The 16,237-nt window shown below is 55.0% G+C and carries 14 protein-coding genes and 3 tRNA genes; all 17 read left to right on the top strand.

All coding sequences use genetic code 11. The features are described 5' to 3' along the window. Positions 1-188 precede the first annotated feature (188 nt). The 17 genes from WBG83_RS14225 to iolC all read left to right on the top strand — a co-directional run bounded on the left by WBG83_RS14225 (position 189) and on the right by iolC (position 16,226). A complete protein-coding gene (locus WBG83_RS14225; protein ID WP_336745783.1) occupies positions 189-2,750 on the top strand; it encodes a J domain-containing protein in 2,562 nt (853 codons plus the stop codon). Between the two features lies 1 nt (position 2,751). Next, the gene (locus WBG83_RS14230) at positions 2,752-3,417 is read left to right on the top strand and encodes a DUF1266 domain-containing protein (protein ID WP_336745784.1); all 666 of its coding nucleotides are present in this window, start codon (positions 2,752-2,754) and stop codon (positions 3,415-3,417) included. An 851-nt stretch (positions 3,418-4,268) separates the two neighbouring features. Beyond that, complete coding sequence (locus WBG83_RS14235; protein WP_336745785.1) at positions 4,269-4,496, top strand: hypothetical protein; 228 nt, start codon at positions 4,269-4,271, stop codon at positions 4,494-4,496. Between the two features lie 313 nt (positions 4,497-4,809). Beyond that, a tRNA-Glu gene (locus WBG83_RS14240) sits at positions 4,810-4,883 on the top strand. Between the two features lie 10 nt (positions 4,884-4,893). Beyond that, positions 4,894-4,967 (top strand) — tRNA-His (locus WBG83_RS14245). A 57-nt stretch (positions 4,968-5,024) separates the two neighbouring features. Further along, positions 5,025-5,097 (top strand) — tRNA-Asp (locus WBG83_RS14250). A 67-nt stretch (positions 5,098-5,164) separates the two neighbouring features. Next, entirely contained in the window at positions 5,165-5,731 is a 567-nt protein-coding gene (locus WBG83_RS14255) for a ribonuclease H-like YkuK family protein (RefSeq protein WP_336745881.1), read from the top strand. Positions 5,732-5,885: 154 nt separating this feature from the next. Beyond that, positions 5,886-6,782: a glycoside hydrolase family 43 protein gene (locus WBG83_RS14260; protein WP_336745786.1), complete on the top strand. Its 897-nt coding sequence runs from the start codon at positions 5,886-5,888 to the stop codon at positions 6,780-6,782. Positions 6,783-7,167: 385 nt separating this feature from the next. Beyond that, on the top strand, positions 7,168-7,710 hold the full coding sequence (locus tag WBG83_RS14265) for a cysteine hydrolase family protein (protein ID WP_336745787.1): 543 nt from the start codon (positions 7,168-7,170) through the stop codon (positions 7,708-7,710). A 266-nt stretch (positions 7,711-7,976) separates the two neighbouring features. Then, the gene (locus tag WBG83_RS14270; protein WP_336745788.1) at positions 7,977-9,419 is read left to right on the top strand and encodes a nicotinate phosphoribosyltransferase; all 1,443 of its coding nucleotides are present in this window, start codon (positions 7,977-7,979) and stop codon (positions 9,417-9,419) included. A 38-nt stretch (positions 9,420-9,457) separates the two neighbouring features. Then, positions 9,458-9,796 (top strand): DUF1904 family protein, encoded by a 339-nt coding sequence (locus tag WBG83_RS14275; protein ID WP_336745789.1) that lies wholly within the window; start codon positions 9,458-9,460, stop codon positions 9,794-9,796. A 59-nt stretch (positions 9,797-9,855) separates the two neighbouring features. After that, entirely contained in the window at positions 9,856-10,203 is a 348-nt protein-coding gene (locus tag WBG83_RS14280) for a zinc ribbon domain-containing protein (RefSeq protein ID WP_336745790.1), read from the top strand. Positions 10,204-10,474: 271 nt separating this feature from the next. Next, positions 10,475-11,500: an inositol 2-dehydrogenase gene (iolG, locus tag WBG83_RS14285; protein WP_336745791.1), complete on the top strand. Its 1,026-nt coding sequence runs from the start codon at positions 10,475-10,477 to the stop codon at positions 11,498-11,500. A gap of 107 nt (positions 11,501-11,607) precedes the next feature. Next, a complete protein-coding gene (gene iolD / locus WBG83_RS14290; RefSeq protein WP_336745883.1) occupies positions 11,608-13,452 on the top strand; it encodes a 3D-(3,5/4)-trihydroxycyclohexane-1,2-dione acylhydrolase (decyclizing) in 1,845 nt (614 codons plus the stop codon). A gap of 15 nt (positions 13,453-13,467) precedes the next feature. Beyond that, entirely contained in the window at positions 13,468-14,373 is a 906-nt protein-coding gene (gene iolE / locus WBG83_RS14295; RefSeq protein WP_336745792.1) for a myo-inosose-2 dehydratase, read from the top strand. A gap of 21 nt (positions 14,374-14,394) precedes the next feature. After that, complete coding sequence (iolB, locus tag WBG83_RS14300; RefSeq protein WP_336745793.1) at positions 14,395-15,225, top strand: 5-deoxy-glucuronate isomerase; 831 nt, start codon at positions 14,395-14,397, stop codon at positions 15,223-15,225. Beyond that, positions 15,222-16,226 (top strand): 5-dehydro-2-deoxygluconokinase, encoded by a 1,005-nt coding sequence (iolC, locus tag WBG83_RS14305; RefSeq protein ID WP_336745794.1) that lies wholly within the window; start codon positions 15,222-15,224, stop codon positions 16,224-16,226. The genes iolB and iolC overlap by 4 nt, the downstream gene beginning before the upstream one ends. Positions 16,227-16,237 lie beyond the last annotated feature (11 nt).

The following is a 16,237-nucleotide window of genomic DNA, read 5'->3' on the forward strand; positions in this document are numbered from 1 at the left end:
ACAGGAACTACCTGCCAATCCATTGTAAAGGATTTTTTTGCGTCTGAATGAGATAAATACAGAAAATTATGAAGATTTAGGGAAAATTAATGCAACGCTAGTGAAATCCGATATACCCTAGAGAACCCTAAAACTAAGTCGGTTTCCATATTCGAAAAATCGTCAGAACGAAAAAGGATGAATGAGCCATGAATCACAGCTGGATTACGTTAGGCATTGAGCCTACCTTGAACGTTGCGGACATTAAACGGGCGTATGCAAAAATGCTCCGAATCCACCATCCCGAGCATGATCCGGAAGGCTTTCAGCAGTTGCGGGAAGCCTATGACCAAGCGCTTCGTGAAGCGAAATACATGAAAGAAGCCCATTCTGCCGGCGTTTCCCTACAGGCGGAGGACAAGCCGGATGAGGAGGAACGTGTCAGCGTACGCCCTTCTGAAAGTCATCTGCAGCATGCAGCTGCACTGGAGCTGGACGAAACAGGGCCAGTGTCTGCGGAGGAGCTTGCCGGGAATATGATGGCGGAGCTGCAGCAGATTTATGAGCAATTTCCTCGGCGGATTCAAACGGAGGCTTGGCGGGCTGTACTGGAGCGGGAGGACATTTGGCGGCTGGATGTGAAGCTGAGGCTGGATCAGCTGCTAATAGAGTACCTTTTTAAGCATTATCATCTCCCGAAGCAGGTGTGGGAGCTGCTGGATACCACTTTTTCCTGGAGCGAGCAGGAAAGGAAGCTTTACGAAATATATCCGGAAGGCGATGTGGATGAGCTTCTTCGGCAAATGAAACAGCCCTTTTCGCCTCGTTATGAATATTTAACGGGCATGACCATGACGGACGATCGCGAGACGTATATCGAATTTCGTGCGAATGTTCAATATGCATTGGCGCGGGGGGAACTGGAGCGTGCCGGGCAGTATTTGAAAGCGGCATCAGATCTGTTTACGGCTGATCCGGATTTGCTGCGGCTAATGGGGCTGTATTTCATACGGTGCGATGATGCGAATCAGGCGCTTCAAGCGTTTGACCGGATGCTTGAGCTGTGTCCCGACGATATTGACGGACGGCTGCACCGGGGAAATCTGTTCCTCAAGCTGGAACGGGCCAGAGATGCATTTTACGATTTCCAGCAGGTGCTGGCGCAGCAGCCGTATCACTTGACGGCACTCAGCGGACTTGCCCGATGCTTCCTGGCTCTGGATAGAAGCCTGGAGGCCAAATCCCTGCTGGAGCTCATTTTGGAGCACCATCCTTATGATATTGATTCCCGAATCCGGCTGCTGGCTCTGAACAAGCAGATTGCTCTGCTGTGGCGGACTGCACTGGCCGCGAAGCCTGAAGATCACACGCTTCGCTTCGCCCTGGCGGAGTTGTACTATGAGTTGGAACGGTTCGAAGATTGCCGGAAGGAGCTTCAAACGCTGGAGAAGCAGACTACAATGAACGTAGAGATGCACATGCTGTTTGGACGCGTGTATGTTCAGCAGGAGAAGCTGAAGCGTGCAGTGGAGTGCTACAACCAGGCATGGAAGCTGGCCAAGGAAGAAGGCCAGAACGGCTATGACATTCTCATACAGCGGGGGATGGCATATCTCCAGCAGGAGAGCCCTGCGGAGGCCATAGCCGATTTCCAGGAAGCGCTGGGGATGAACCGCAACGATCCCAACGTTCTCATACATCTCGCAGATGCATACCGGCAGCAGAAGGATGAGCGGAAGGGACTGGAGCTGGCGGACCAGGCGATTGCTATTGATCCCGGCCGCTGGAGATATTATTCGATTCGGGGGCACTGTTATTACGGGCTCGGGAAGTACCGCCAAGCGGCTGCAGATTACACCGCGGTGGTTGAGCATGAGTACAGCTGGGCGTCGATATGGTTCCAAAAAGGCGATTGCCACATTCGGCTCAAGGAATACGATATGGCGTTGGAAGCTCTCAAGACGGGCTTGTCCTATGGGGAGAATCATCTGGCATACTACCAGCTAGCGGCGCTGCATTTTGCCAAAAAGAACTATACCGGTGCCTTGCAGCTGATGGAAGAGCTGAAGGAATATGACGATGAAGACCCGATGGCGTATTTGCTGACAGGCGACATTCACCGTGCGATGGGGAATCTGGATTTGGCCCTGGAGGAGTATGAGGAAGGCGCTGAGGAATTCCCTGACGACCCCGGTCTAGCCCAAATGATGGCGTATACGTATCTGTGCAGCGAGGATTTGCACGAGAGAGCGGAGGCATCCTCCCATCTGGCGGTTATTTTGAAGGATTCGTGGGGGCTGATTGAAGCGTTATGGCTTAGCATTGAATGTCAGGCCTGGAAGGGTGCGCTGGACATCGCCAGAAACCCGCAATGTGCAGACGGCGAGCCGGCCGACGGTTCAGCCATTTGGTTGTACAGCGGGGTAATATTGTACCATAGCGGGCTGTACAGCCAGGCAGTCGAACGGCTGACTAAGGCGCAGGCCGCCGGGTTGGGTGGCGGGGCCAGCCATTATTTAAGCTTGGCCTATTATCAGATCGGCGAGAAGGGCAAGGCACTGCAATGGGCGGAGCAAGCCTGCAAACAGGAGCCTTCCCATCCCGTCTACAAGCAGCACTTTCAGCAGCTGAGGGGTGGCGGCGAAAAATCTTTCTTTGGTCTGTTCCGCAAGAAGGCACCGGCCGTAGAACTGCGGCCTGCACGCCTAGCGAAGCAGCATACCATGGGCAGTGTCCCCGCATTCCATTACCGGTTAGAGGAGGAGCAGTAAAATGACAAAGGCAAAGCCGAAGCACCTCCGTCCGACAGATTTGTGGTTCCGGGCATTGGGGGCCATTCTGGACGAAATGAACGGCCTGGACTCAGAATCGTACTACGAGCTGAAGCGAACAAAAGACAATATCGATATGCACGCTTACTCGCTCAAACGGGATTGGAATATTGCGAGCGGTGAGGATCTTAAGGAAGCTCTGGGCCAGCTTCGGGATAACGGGCACCGGTCTTCTTTTGACAAAACCCGGTGGATTCTGTCCTCTATGACGGAGGCAGAGCAGGCGGCGTATATCCAGACAATTTCTCCTGCCAGCAGCCAATATACTCAAGCCTGCATTGTCCGAGCGTACATGAACCGACTGCCTCGTGCAGGAATCGCTGCCTGGGATTGGGGACGTTATGCGAACATGTGTAAAAAAGGGGTTTTCTTAAGCTACATTACGGAGAGCGAAGCGCGAGAGCTTTTAATGCTGATTGGACCTGAAGTGCAAAAGGCGTATTCAGGCTGGCTTGAGTTCGCGATTAGCTATTTGGCGGGCCGTCAGTTCTGGTGGAACCAGTTGACCCGGGAGAGCGCAGAGGAGCATGCCGGATATGTGCACAAGCTCGTTACGGACAATAAAAGCCTTTGGAACCAGCTGGACTGGAAGCTTTCTTTGGAATGAGCTTCATGTCCCGCTTTGACGGAGACTCGTTGAGCCCGGCTTCAAAAAACAAAGGGGTTGACATTTTTTTCAAAGGCGTAGTAAGATACAGCAATACCATTTTTTGAAAGGAGGCCAATCACATGATGAACGTTAGCTGGGTTGCAAGCCATCGGGAACAGCAGCAGGAGAAAGCATACAATTGCATAGGCATGCGGATTCGGCCTCATACGGGATTGCCGGGTACAGTTCATAGGGTGAACGTGTAGCTGTGTAAACAATAATGGATGTTAACCATAAACCGTTGGTCCGATCAGGATCAGCGGTTTTTTTTATGTTTAGGCGCACGAGCGGGCAAGGCCATGAGCGGCAAGGCGGTATCGGCTGACGGACCGACTGGCGGTGAATACAAACCGGCATGAGATAGAATTGAATGCTAGCGTAAAATATATTTTTTTACAAATTTGAAAATAAATGGTTGACGAAGATTCCGGTCCGTGCTAAGATAGGAACAAGTCGAAGGGCGGACAGCATGGAGCGCTGTAACCATAAGCCTATTGGCGGAACAACTTAACGAATGAAATGATTCGGGAAATTTATCATAAACGGACATGAAGGGGGGATAGGACCATGAAGAAGCATCTTGAATATGAACCGCAATTCAATCAGGATCAGCATGAATCCTATATGGACCTTAGTGTCTGGCGTAGCTGTCACGTACCCATCCGATATCGAAGCTGAAAGCAGGCTTTATTTGGAATAGGTCGGTATGTGAGGCTGCGGATGCAGTCTTTTTCTTTGGGCTGAAACAGCCGGGGAGAAGGACGGCAGGCGCGGCTTTTTATTTTGACAAAAGAAAGGAGGACACCGGGATGACAATATTCAAGGAACAGCAAGCATGGTTAAGCAGCAATCCGTATGACGGAATTCATAGCGGCTTCGAGTCTGCGCAGGAGCAGAAGTATGCCTATGATTATAAATCTTACGATGAGCACCGGCATGAGCATGGATACGAATATGCACAAGACAATACGATGGAATATACTGGCGGTCTTGATCCATCCACGGGTCCTCCTGTTTTAGAGGAAGGGTTCATCTGACGCACGCATTTTGGCGTGCTCCGATATGGAAAGAACAAGGCTGCCCATTCACGGCGGCTTTTCTTATGAAATCGCAGTATCCGCTGAGCACTGTGCTCGCGGAACGGATTCGACTGCTTCACGGCTTGCGTCCTTGTAACTAGGGGGCAAGCTGCGGACAGGGCCTTTGAACGGGCCGGGAAAAGCGCGTCAGGTGAAGAGGCGGCCTTTTTGCGGTCTGCTGCGGCTTGGCCGCCGCCTGTCCTGACTTAAATAGCAAGCGGTTCAATAAACCTATCTCAGTACACTGCACAAGCAGCAATTTATTCCATTCGGCGCATTCGGCAAGCGGTGAAGCCACACGACTTTCAATCGTGGACTCGGCGGGTTCGAATCCCCCATGCGTCGTTATACCCTGGAGAGTATGGCGAAAAGGCAACGCAGCCGGCTGTGAATCGGCGAGTACGGGTTCGAGTCCCGTTGTTCTCCCCAATTGTATTCTTTGACACCGTGAGCGGTGGTTCGATTCCACCTTCCTCTGTTTATCCCGGAGCTGCAGAGAAGCGGAGTTCTCGCCGGTTTGTCAGACCGGAGAACGCGGGTTCGAGTCCCGCCGGCTCCCCAAAATACATATACATAATAGAAGGAAGGATGTAACGTACGTTGTACAGGTGAGGATGATGACAATGATGAAACGATTTTCCATGCTGGATGAGCTGACTTTTCAAAATGTGTCCGAGCGGAGCTTGTCGCTCCAGGAGGTTCAGGACCGGATTATGCAGTTCATGTCTCAAGATCCGAAGGCGCTGTATCACTTTGTAATCGGCACCGACAGTCAGGTGCACCGCGGGTATACGAAATTTGTGACGGGGATTATTATCCACCGTCTGGGCAAGGGCGCCTGGGCCTGCTACAGCCAAGTGGCGATTCCCCGGGAGCTGACCTCGATTAAGGAGAAGCTGGTTTTGGAAACTACGCTGTCCCAGCGGGTGGCGGGCTTTTTCGCGGAGGGGCCTTTGACGCAAATGGAGGAGCTGCTGCTTCCCCATGTCTATCAGGGGGCGATGCTGTATTCGTATATCGATATTGATGCGGGAACGGAGCCGGTGGTGAACCAAACCTCCCTCTATGTGCAGGAAATGGTGGATCGGGTCGAAGCGATGGGAATGTATTCACCGCGCGTCAAGCCGTACTCGTACGGAGCATCCGCCTACGCAAACCGCTTTACGAAGCAGGGGATGCGGCAGGTTATGTAAGCGGATGAAGATTACAATCAGATTCTCCCTCCTTCAAGCGGGATTCTCCCTCCCGGTTGCCAGGGCCGCCGGTTTATACTGGAGCCAGCAGGCTGGTTCAGTTTCATACAGAACGCGGGAGGGGTGTGAACACCGCATGATGAAGGAGAATACGATGATAGCTACCAGTGAGATTCAAATCCGGGATCCGTTCGTCGTTCCGGTTCCCAGTGAAGGAAATTATTACTTGTTCGGCAGCACAGACAAAAACGTGTGGGGCAAAGGAACCGGCTTCGACGTGTATGTCAGCCGGGATTTGGAGCAGTGGCAGGGTCCCTTGCCTGCGTTCCGGCCGGAGGAGGACTTCTACTCCGACACCAATTTCTGGGCGCCCGAGGTGTATGAGCACCAGGGCCGTTACTTTATGTTCGCTACGTTCAGGCGAAAGGACAACGGGCGGATTGGCACGGCGGTGTTAGCCGCAGACACCATCACAGGGCCATACCATCCCCACAGCGAAGGCCCGGTCACGCCCGAGGCATGGAATGCGCTGGACGGCACACTGTATCTGGACGATGACGGGCTGCCCTGGATGGTGTTTTGCCGGGAATGGAAGGATGTCACCGATGGGCAGATATGCGCAGTGCGGCTGACGGCTGATTTGAAGGCCGCCCTCGGGGAGCCGCTGGTGCTGTTCTCCGCGACGGAGGCTTGCTGGACAAGGCCTTACGAATCGGAGAAGGTCGCGGCACAGGAGAACAAGTACGTCACCGACGGCCCGTTCCTGCACCGGACAGCAGGCGGGGAGCTGCTGATGATCTGGGCCAGCTATATCGGGACAAGCTATGCCATCGGCCTTGTCAAATCGGTGACGGGACAGGTAACCGGACCGTGGGTTCATGAGGAGGAGCCGCTGTATAAAAGCGACGGCGGACACGGCATGATTTTCCGCGACTTGGCCGATCGGCAGCTGCGCTTAGTTCTTCACACACCGAATCAGAGTCCTCTGGAACGGGCGATTTTCCTGACAGTCGCTGAGGAGAACGGGACGCTCAGGCTGGTCCGCGCTTAGGCCGGACGAAGCGAAGCCAGTTGTGGGTTCTAGACGGCCCTTAATAGGAAACAAACGTGAAGACGCGTGCGCTGGAAACGAGGCGAGGCACGAGCGGCTTCAGCCCTGCTGCGGGGCTGAAGCCGTTTTTTTGCGTTCCGGTGACAGGCTGTGCCTAACTCGAAGTTATTTTTTTGTCAGGTGAAATGCAGGGTTGACATTTTTATTGATTATGTCATAATGACATTATTGATATTTTGAATTGCGGTCTTGATGAGGTACACTTAGGTAATACTGACGGTTTGGAGAGGGCGATGTGTCTGCTTGCCCTACTGGAGCTGTAACGGGGATTTCTTTTTCGGAATCAATACTGTCGAAACAACATTATTGAAAAGGCGGGATGGGAATGAAAGCTCTTATTGTCATTGATTATACTGTTGATTTTGTAACCGGGGCGCTGCCTTGCGGCCAGCCTGCTATCGATATCGAGCAGCGTATCGGGGAGCTGACCCGGCGGTTCGTTGAAGAAGGAGCATATGTGGTTATGGCCGTGGATTTGCATGATGCCGAGGATGAATATCATCCGGAGCACAGGCTGTTTCCACCCCACAACATCCGGGGGACGGCCGGACGGGATTTGTACGGAACGCTTCATGGCATCTATGAGGCAAACAAGGCAGCGATATACTGGATGGACAAGACAAGATACAGCGCCTTCGCCGGTACAGATCTGGAGCTTCAGCTTCGGGCGCGCGGCATTACCGAGCTGCATCTGATAGGGGTATGCACCGACATTTGCGTTCTGCATACGGCTGTGGATGCGTACAATAAAGGCTTCCGGCTTGTAATACACGAGGATGCGGTAGCGAGCTTTAACCCGCAAGGGCATGAATGGGCGCTGGGGCATTTCCGGAACACGCTGGGGGCTTCGGTTGTAAAGGCCTACTAAAAAGGACGAAGCAGCCTACCCGGGCACACTCGGCACCCTTATGATTTTGTCTGCTGTAACCGATCGTTTGTTAGAAGGCCGGTGAAGAATATAATCAGGGGATTCGATGAGGCGGAGCGGCGGCAGCGGGCAGCGCTGACGGCGGATTGTTGGACGGGAGATTGTAAAAAAAGGCATTCTTATCCGCGCCGCAGGTCTTCTCTGGCCGGTCAGCTTGATGCAGAGCGGCAGCGTCGCGATATCATTCACTCGTGGAGGTTCGGAACATGACATACGACAACTTGACGCTTCATACGGATAAATACCAGATTAATATGATGTACGCCCATTGGGTGCAGGGCTCGTGGAATGACAAAACGGTATTCGAGGCCTACTTCCGTAAGCTTCCGTTCGGCAACGGGTATGCGGTATGCGCGGGACTGGAGCGTATCGTGCATTACATTCAAAATTTGAGCTTCGGCGATGACGAGATTGAATTTCTCCGCAAGCAGGGGGAGCAGTACAAGGAAGAATTTCTGGAGGAGCTGCGCAAATTCCGCTTTACCGGAAATTTGGATGCCGTGCCGGAGGGCACGTTAGTGTTCCCGAATGAGCCCTTAATCCGGGTGGAAGCGCGGGTATTCGAAGCGCAGCTGATTGAAACCGCCATGCTGAACTTCCTGAACTATCAAACCTTAATCGCGACCAAGGCATCGCGCGTCAAGCAGGTGGCTCCGAACGATACGCTGCTGGAGTTCGGCACCCGGCGGGCCCAGGAAGCGGATGCGGCGATTTGGGGCACACGGGCGGCCTACATTGCCGGCTTCCACGCCACATCGAATATGCGGGCCGGCATGCTGTTTGATATTCCTTGCAGCGGCACGCATGCCCATGCCTGGGTTCAGTTCCATGACGGGGAGGAGGAGGCGTTCCGCAAATATGCCGAAGCGCTGCCGGATGGGGTGACCCTGCTGGTCGACACATACCATACGCTCAAAAGCGGAGTGCCGAACGCGATTCGTATTGCCCGGATGCTGGAGGAGCAGGGGAAGCGGATGAACGCGATACGGCTGGACAGCGGCGACTTGGCGTATTTGTCGCAGAAGGCCCGGAAGCAGCTGGATGAGGCCGGCCTGGATTATGTTAAGATTGTCGCCTCGAACGATTTGGACGAAAACATTATTATGAACCTGAAGCTGCAGGGGGCCAAAATCGATGTGTGGGGCGTCGGCACCCAGCTCATTACTGCGGCGGATCAGCCTGCGCTGGGCGGGGTTTACAAGCTGGCGGCCCGCCAAAAAAACGGCGAATACATTCCGGTCATCAAAATATCGGGCAACCCGGAGAAGGTATCGAATCCGGGCATCAAGGATGTTTACCGCATCATCGACCGGAAAACGGGCAAGGCGGAGGCGGATTACATTACGCTGCATCATGAAGAGGCTGTACGCAAGGGAGAGCGCATCAAGCTGTTTGACCCGATTCACCCTTACCTTTACAAATATATGGACGACTATGAGGCGGTTCCGCTGCTTCAGCCGATTTTCCGGGATGGCGCGCTTGTCTATGAGCTGCCTGCGCTCGAAGACATCCGAAGCTATCATGCGGAGCAGCTGACACATTTTTGGCCTGAATACCTGCGCAAGCTGAATCCCGAGGGATACCGCGTCAGCGTCAGCACCGAGGCCTGGAGACTCAAGATGGCGCTGATTGAGCAGCATCAGGGATAGCACGAAGAGATGAAACTTACAAGGGAGCGAACAAGCACATGCCGCAGTTAACCGTTAGAGGAATTACAGTAGAGCAGATGGCGAGTATTAGCGGAGGTCTGGTGGAGGAGATGGCTGCCGTATGCAAGTGCGGCACAGACAACTTCACTATCGATTGTTTGGCGGTGACCTCCGTGTTCGGCGGCAAAACGACCGAGACATACCCGTTTATCGAGGTAGCCTGGTTTGAGCGCGGGATGCAGGTGCGGAGCCGGCTGGCCGCGGTGATTACCAAGTATGTGCAGGGGGCCGGCGTGCCTGAGCTGGAGGTTGCGTTCAAGGTGTATGCCCCTGCGGGATATTACATCAACGGAGAGCGCTGCGGGGAGGAAGAATAAAGCGTCTGCGGGCCTCATAAGGTAGGGTATCGGACGATTCACGGGGAAGGAGGGAGCGCATGAGCTTTTTGAAGAAAATAAAAGACGGCGCCTCGGCAGCCAAATCCAAAGCCCAGCAAACGGTCGATGTTACCCGCCTGTCAGCCCAAATCTCAACGCACCGCAGAGACATTGAACGGGCCTATGCCGCCATCGGGGAAGAAATGTATCAGGCGTATCTGGGCGGCGGCGATTCCAATCAGGAAAGCGCGATCAAGGCGCAATGCGAGCTTATTGATGACCTGTATGCCAAGATTAAAGCGCTGGATCTGAAAATCGCCGACATCAAAGGGGAAAAATTGTGCCATTGCGGCACGATTGTACAGAAGGAAAGCAAGTTTTGTCCTTCCTGCGGCATCAGTTTATAAAGGCTGTAAAAGCAAGGCCTTTGGTTACCGCTCAAGGCTCAAAGCATTCATTCAACACGGCTTAAAACCATCGTCCTGACGGCCCGTATGCTTGGGGCTGGCGGGGCGGTTTTATTTTTGCAGGATAGGTTATGGAGATGATGGAGGATTGAACGGCCGAATCACAATTTATGAGCCGGCCCCCTTTTCAAAAGCGGAAGGAGTTGCTATAATCAAATTAGATTAAGCGGTTACCCAAATTTGATGATAGTTGGGGAAGGGAGTATGACAATTGAAAACAGTCAACATCGGCATTATCGGTGCGGGCAGGATCGGTCAGCTGCATGCCGAGAACCTGGCACGAAGCAAGCGAGCAAATGTGAAAGCGATTTCAGATATTCGGGTAGACCTTATTGAACAATGGGCACGGGCACTCGGAATTGAAACCGTGACGACAGACAGCCGCAAGCTGCTGGAAGACCCGGAGATTGAAGCGATTTTCATCTGCTCGTCTACGGATTCGCACATCACTTATATTGAAGCGGCGGCCAAAGCGGGGAAGCACATTTTCTGCGAAAAGCCGGTCAGCTTTGACCTGAAGCAGACGAAGCGGGCACTAGAGATTGTTGAGGAGCATGGGGTTAAGCTGCAGACTGGCTTTAACCGCCGCTTTGATCATAACTTTATGAAGATTCGCCATCTTTTGAATGAGGGACGTTTGGGCGATCCGCACATTATTAAAATCACGTCCCGTGACCCGAATCCGCCGGGCTACGACTATGTCCGCGTTTCCGGGGGCCTGTTGTTCGATATGGCGATTCACGATTTTGATATGGCGCGGTTTTTGTCCGGCAGCGAGGTTGCGGAAGTGTATGTGCAGGGAGCGGTCCTGGTGGACCCCGCCATCGGAGAGCTCGGGGATATCGATACGGCAGTGACGACGCTGAAGTTCGAGAATGGGGCTATTGGTGTGATCGACAACAGCCGCAAGGCGGTATACGGCTATGATCAGCGGGTGGAGGTGTTCGGATCGGGCGGCAATGTGAGCGTGTCGAATGACAGCGATAACTCCGCAGAGTGGAGCACAGCCGAGGGCGTATTCCGCGAGAAGCCGAAGTATTTCTTCCTGGAGCGTTATCAGGAGGCGTACATTCGGGAAACAGAGGCATTTATTGACGCGATTTTGGAAAATAAGGACGTGCCGGTGAGCGGCCGGGATGCGTATATGGCCGAGCTGATCGCGGCGGCGGCGAAGCAATCCTTGACCGAAAAAAGGCCGGTTTCGATTCAGGAGGCCGCGAAGGGGCTTTTGGGCTAAAACAGGCGGGGAAAGACCATTCCATTCAGCCTTTTTTTATGGAATATGATTAAGCGGTTACTCAATTTGGAGGGGTGGATGAATTGACGAAAACGGTACGTTTGACGATGGCTCAGGCGCTGCTCCGGTTTCTGGACAGCCAATATGTGGAGCTGGACGGTGTGGAAACGAAGTTTGTCCGCGGGGTCATGGGGATTTTCGGCCACGGCAATGTGACAGGGCTCGGCGAGGCTCTGGAGCGGCAGCGCGGCGGGCTGGAATTTATTCAGGGCAAGAACGAGCAGGGCATGGCCCACGCGGCGGCAGCCTTTGCCAAGCAAAGAAACCGGCTGGAAATTTTCGCCTGCACCTCGTCCATCGGGCCGGGTGCGTTGAATATGGTCACGGCGGCGGCGACAGCCACGGTAAACCGGATTCCGCTGCTGCTTTTGCCGGGGGATATCTTTGCCTGCCGGCAGCCGGACCCGGTGCTCCAGCAAATTGAGTTTCCGACCGATTATACGATTTCCGCCAATGACGCCTTTAAGCCGGTGAGCCGGTACTGGGATCGGATTAGCCGCCCGGAGCAGCTGATGACAGCGGCGCTGAATGCGATGCGGGTATTAACTGACCCGGTGGAGACGGGGGCGGTCACCTTGGCGCTTCCGCAGGATGTGCAGTGCGAGGCTTATGATTATCCGGTTGAATTTTTCGCTAAGCGCGTACACCGTATTGAACGGCAGACACCGTCTCCGGGGGCGCTTGAACGGGCTGCAGCCTTGCTTGCCCGGAAGAAGAAGCCGCTTCTGATTGCCGGAGGCGGGGTGCATTATTCGCTGGCGGCACAGGCGCTGGCTGAGTTCGCGGAAGCGTTCCAGATTCCGGTAGCCGAAACTCAGGCGGGAAAAAGCGCGCTGCCCTGGGATCACCCGCTGCAGGCTGGCAGCATCGGGGTCACCGGCTCGCTTGCCGCCAATCGTCTGGCGGCCGAGGCCGACCTCATTATATGTGTCGGGTCGCGGCTGGCGGACTTCACAACGGCGTCGAAAACCGCATTCCGCCATCCGGAGGCTGAATTTCTGAGCATCAATGTGTGCAAGGCCGACGCGGTGAAGCTGAATGCCGAGCAATTGGTCGGCGATGCCCGGGATACGCTGCAATTGCTTCAGGCCGCCCTTCAGGCGCAAGGCTACCGATCCGGCCATGAGGAGCCGGAGCTTCGCAGCCTTATCGGGCCATGGCGGGCTGAGGTCGATCGGCTGTATGGCATAGAGCTGGAGAGCGGCTTATCCCAAACAAGAGTGCTGGGAGAGATTAACGCGGCTATTGGCGAGGAGGCGGTCATCGTATGCGCCGCCGGGAGCCTGCCGGGAGATCTGCACCGGTTGTGGCGCAGCCGCCGTCCCAAAACGTATCACATGGAATACGGCTTTTCCTGCATGGGCTACGAGGTAGCCGGAGCGTTCGGCGTGAAGCTGGCGGAGCCGGAACGCGAGGTGTACGCTCTGGTCGGGGACGGAAGCTACATGATGCTGCATTCCGAGCTGCTGACGAGCATTCAGGAAGGCGTCAAAATCAACGTGCTGCTGTTTGACAACCATGGCTTCCAGTGCATCCACAATTTGCAGCGCGGCCACGGCAGTGACGGCTTCGGCAACGAGTTCCGCAGCCGTTCGGCGGAGACGGGCGGCTTGGACGGCGCCTATTTGCAGGTTGATTTCGCCGCACAGGCACGCGGGCTCGGCGCCAGGACGTACACTGTTCGGACTATCGGCGAGCTGCGGGAAGCGCTGAAAGCGGCGGAGCGGGAAAGCGTATCGACCTTAATTGATATCAAGGTGCTGCCCGGCACCAATACAGGTGGCTATGAGGCCTATTGGCGCGTTGATCCGGCCGAGGTATCCCAAAGCGAGAAGGTAACCGCATCCCGCAGCCACATGGTGCAGCAATTGGCTCATGCCAAACCACTTTGAGAAGGGAGCAGGACGATGGCCTTTCATTATAACGATTTGAAGCTCGGGATTTCGCCCATTAACTGGGTCAATGAGGATGTGCTGGAGCTCGGCGACCATTATACCTTTGAGACGCTGCTGAACGACTTCCAGCGGCTCGGCTTTACCGGCACGGAGAACTGCCGCAAATTTCCGAAGGACCCCGCCGTGCTCCGGGAGGCGCTGGCCGCCAAAGGGATTCAGCTGACCTCACAGTGGAAGGGCGTGCTGTTCTCAGACCCCTCCCGGCGTGAATCCGAGCTGGACGCATACCGGCAGCATGTGGAGTTCCTGCATACGATGGGCAGCAAGCATGTAGTGACCTGCGAGCTGGGCGGATCGATGATCGGCGACCCGCGCCGGCCGCAGGGGGTAACCGATGTTATTCCGTTGACCGATGCAGAGTGGGGCCACATGGTGGAAGGGCTGCATCAGGCAGGAGCGATTTGTCAGGAGTACGGCATGAAGCTGGTGTATCACTACCACATCGGCACCGTGGTTGAGAAGCCGGATGAAATTCAGCGGCTGATGGAGACGACAGACGCCGCGCTTGTACATCTGCTGTTTGACACCGGCCATGCGTATTACGGCGGGGCGGACCCGCTGGACATTCTGAACCGGTATGCGTCCCGCATTCCGTACATTCATTTGAAGGATGTGCGCCAAAGCGTGCTGGACCGGGTTCGTGCCGAACAGATTCCGTTCCAGCGTTCGGTCATAGACGGCGTGTTTACTGTGCCGGGGGACGGCGCGATTGATTTCCGGCCGATTTTTGACCGATTGTTCGAGCTTGGTTACGACGGCTGGATGATTCTGGAGGCCGAGCAGGATCCGTCGGTGGCGGAGCCTACTGCATATGCGGAGAAATGCAAGCAGTATTTGAAGGGGATTTTGGCCGGATAAGGCTAACAGGAGGGATTACCATTGGCGCAAACAGATTTTATCGTGCATAGCGGCCGGCCGGATGAAGCGGGCAACGTATTGACCATCACTCCGCAATCCGCAGGCTGGGAGTATGTTGGATTTCAGGTGTTCCGGCTGGAAGCGGGGCAGAAGCTGCGGCAGGCGACTGAGGGACGCGAGCTGTGCATCGTGCTGCTTAGCGGAAAAGCCAATGTTACGACGGCTCAAGCGAGCTTTCTCAATATCGGGCGGCGGATGAGCATATTTGAAGGCATTCCGCCGTACTCGGTGTATGTGCCGGCCCGGGATGAGGCCGAGGTGGAGGCGGTTACTGCGGTGGAGGCGGCCCTGTGCTGGGCGCCTGCTGCAGGCACGCTGCAGGCCCGGCTGATAAGCCCCGAGGAGGTTGGGGTATCCGCCCGCGGCTACGGTTATATGGAGCGCCGGATTCATAATATTTTGCCGGAGGATCAGCCTGCGGAGAGTCTGCTTGTGGTCGAAGTATTCACCCCCGCCGGGCATTGGTCGAGCTATCCGCCGCACAAGCACGATCAGGATAATTTGCCGCATGAATCCTACCTGGAAGAAACGTACTATCACCGGGTTAGTCCGGCGAACGGCTTTGCGATGCAGCGGGTCTATACAGATGACCGGTCGCTGGATGAGGCGCTTATTGTGCGCGACGGGGATGCGGTCCTTGTTCCCAAGGGCTACCATCCGGTGTCCGCGCCGCCCGGGTATGAGGTGTATTACTTGAACGTGATGGCGGGTCCGGTACGGACCTGGAAGTTCCATAACGATCCGGATCATGAATGGCTGTTTAATCCAAATCCACGGAGGGATGCCGAATGAGTAATGTGCTGCAATTTCCTGCGGACCGTCCGCTTGACTTCATCGGACTGGGCCGGTTATGCGTTGATCTGAATGCCAATGAGATTCACCGTCCGATGGAAGAGACGTTGACGTTTACCAAATATGTAGGCGGATCGCCTGCGAATATTACGATTGCTATGGCAAGGCTGGGCGCGAAGGCCGGCTTCATCGGCCGGGTGTCCAACGATCAGTTCGGGCGTTTTATCGTGCATTATTTGAAGGAGCGCAGCATCAACACGGACAACATCATAACGGACTTGTCCGGCACCGTGACGGGCCTGGCTTTTACCGAGATTAAATCGCCAACCGAATGCAGCATTTTGATGTACCGGGACAATGTCGCCGATCTGAAGCTGGAAGCTGGAGACGTGAGCGAGGACTACATCAAGCAGGCCAAAGCCATTCTGATCTCCGGCACCGCCCTGGCGCAAAGCCCGTCGCGGGAAGCGGTATTCGTCGCACTGGAATATGCCAAAAAGCATGGGGTTGTTACACTGTTCGACATCGACTACCGGCCATATTCCTGGCAGTCCCAAGCGGAAATCGCCGTTTACTGCAAGCTGGTTGCAGAGAAGTGCGACGTCATCCTGGGCGGGCGCGAGGAGTTTGATTTGCTGGAAGCGTTCGACGGCCCGCTGAAGCAGGATGATGCGGCCACGGCGCAGCACTGGATCAACCACGGGGCTTCCATCGTTGTCGTCAAGCGCGGCGGAGATGGCTCCACTGCCTATACGAAGGACGGCGAGTCGTATAAAGGAAGGATTTTTCCGGCCAATGTGGTCAAGACGTTCGGCGCGGGGGATTCATTCGCAGGCGCATTCATTTACGGCTTGATGCAGGGCTGGAGCATCGACCGCTGCCAGGAGTTCGGCGCAGCCTCGGCTTCTATCGTCGTCTCCAGCCACAGCTGCTCGGATGCGATGCCGACCGTAGAGCAAATTCAAGCGCGCATCGAGCAATATGCTACGCAGGGAATATAAGGGGGAATTGC

It is taken from the genome of Paenibacillus sp. y28 (assembly GCF_037137075.1).
Lineage (GTDB): Bacteria > Bacillota > Bacilli > Paenibacillales > NBRC-103111 > JBBBNV01.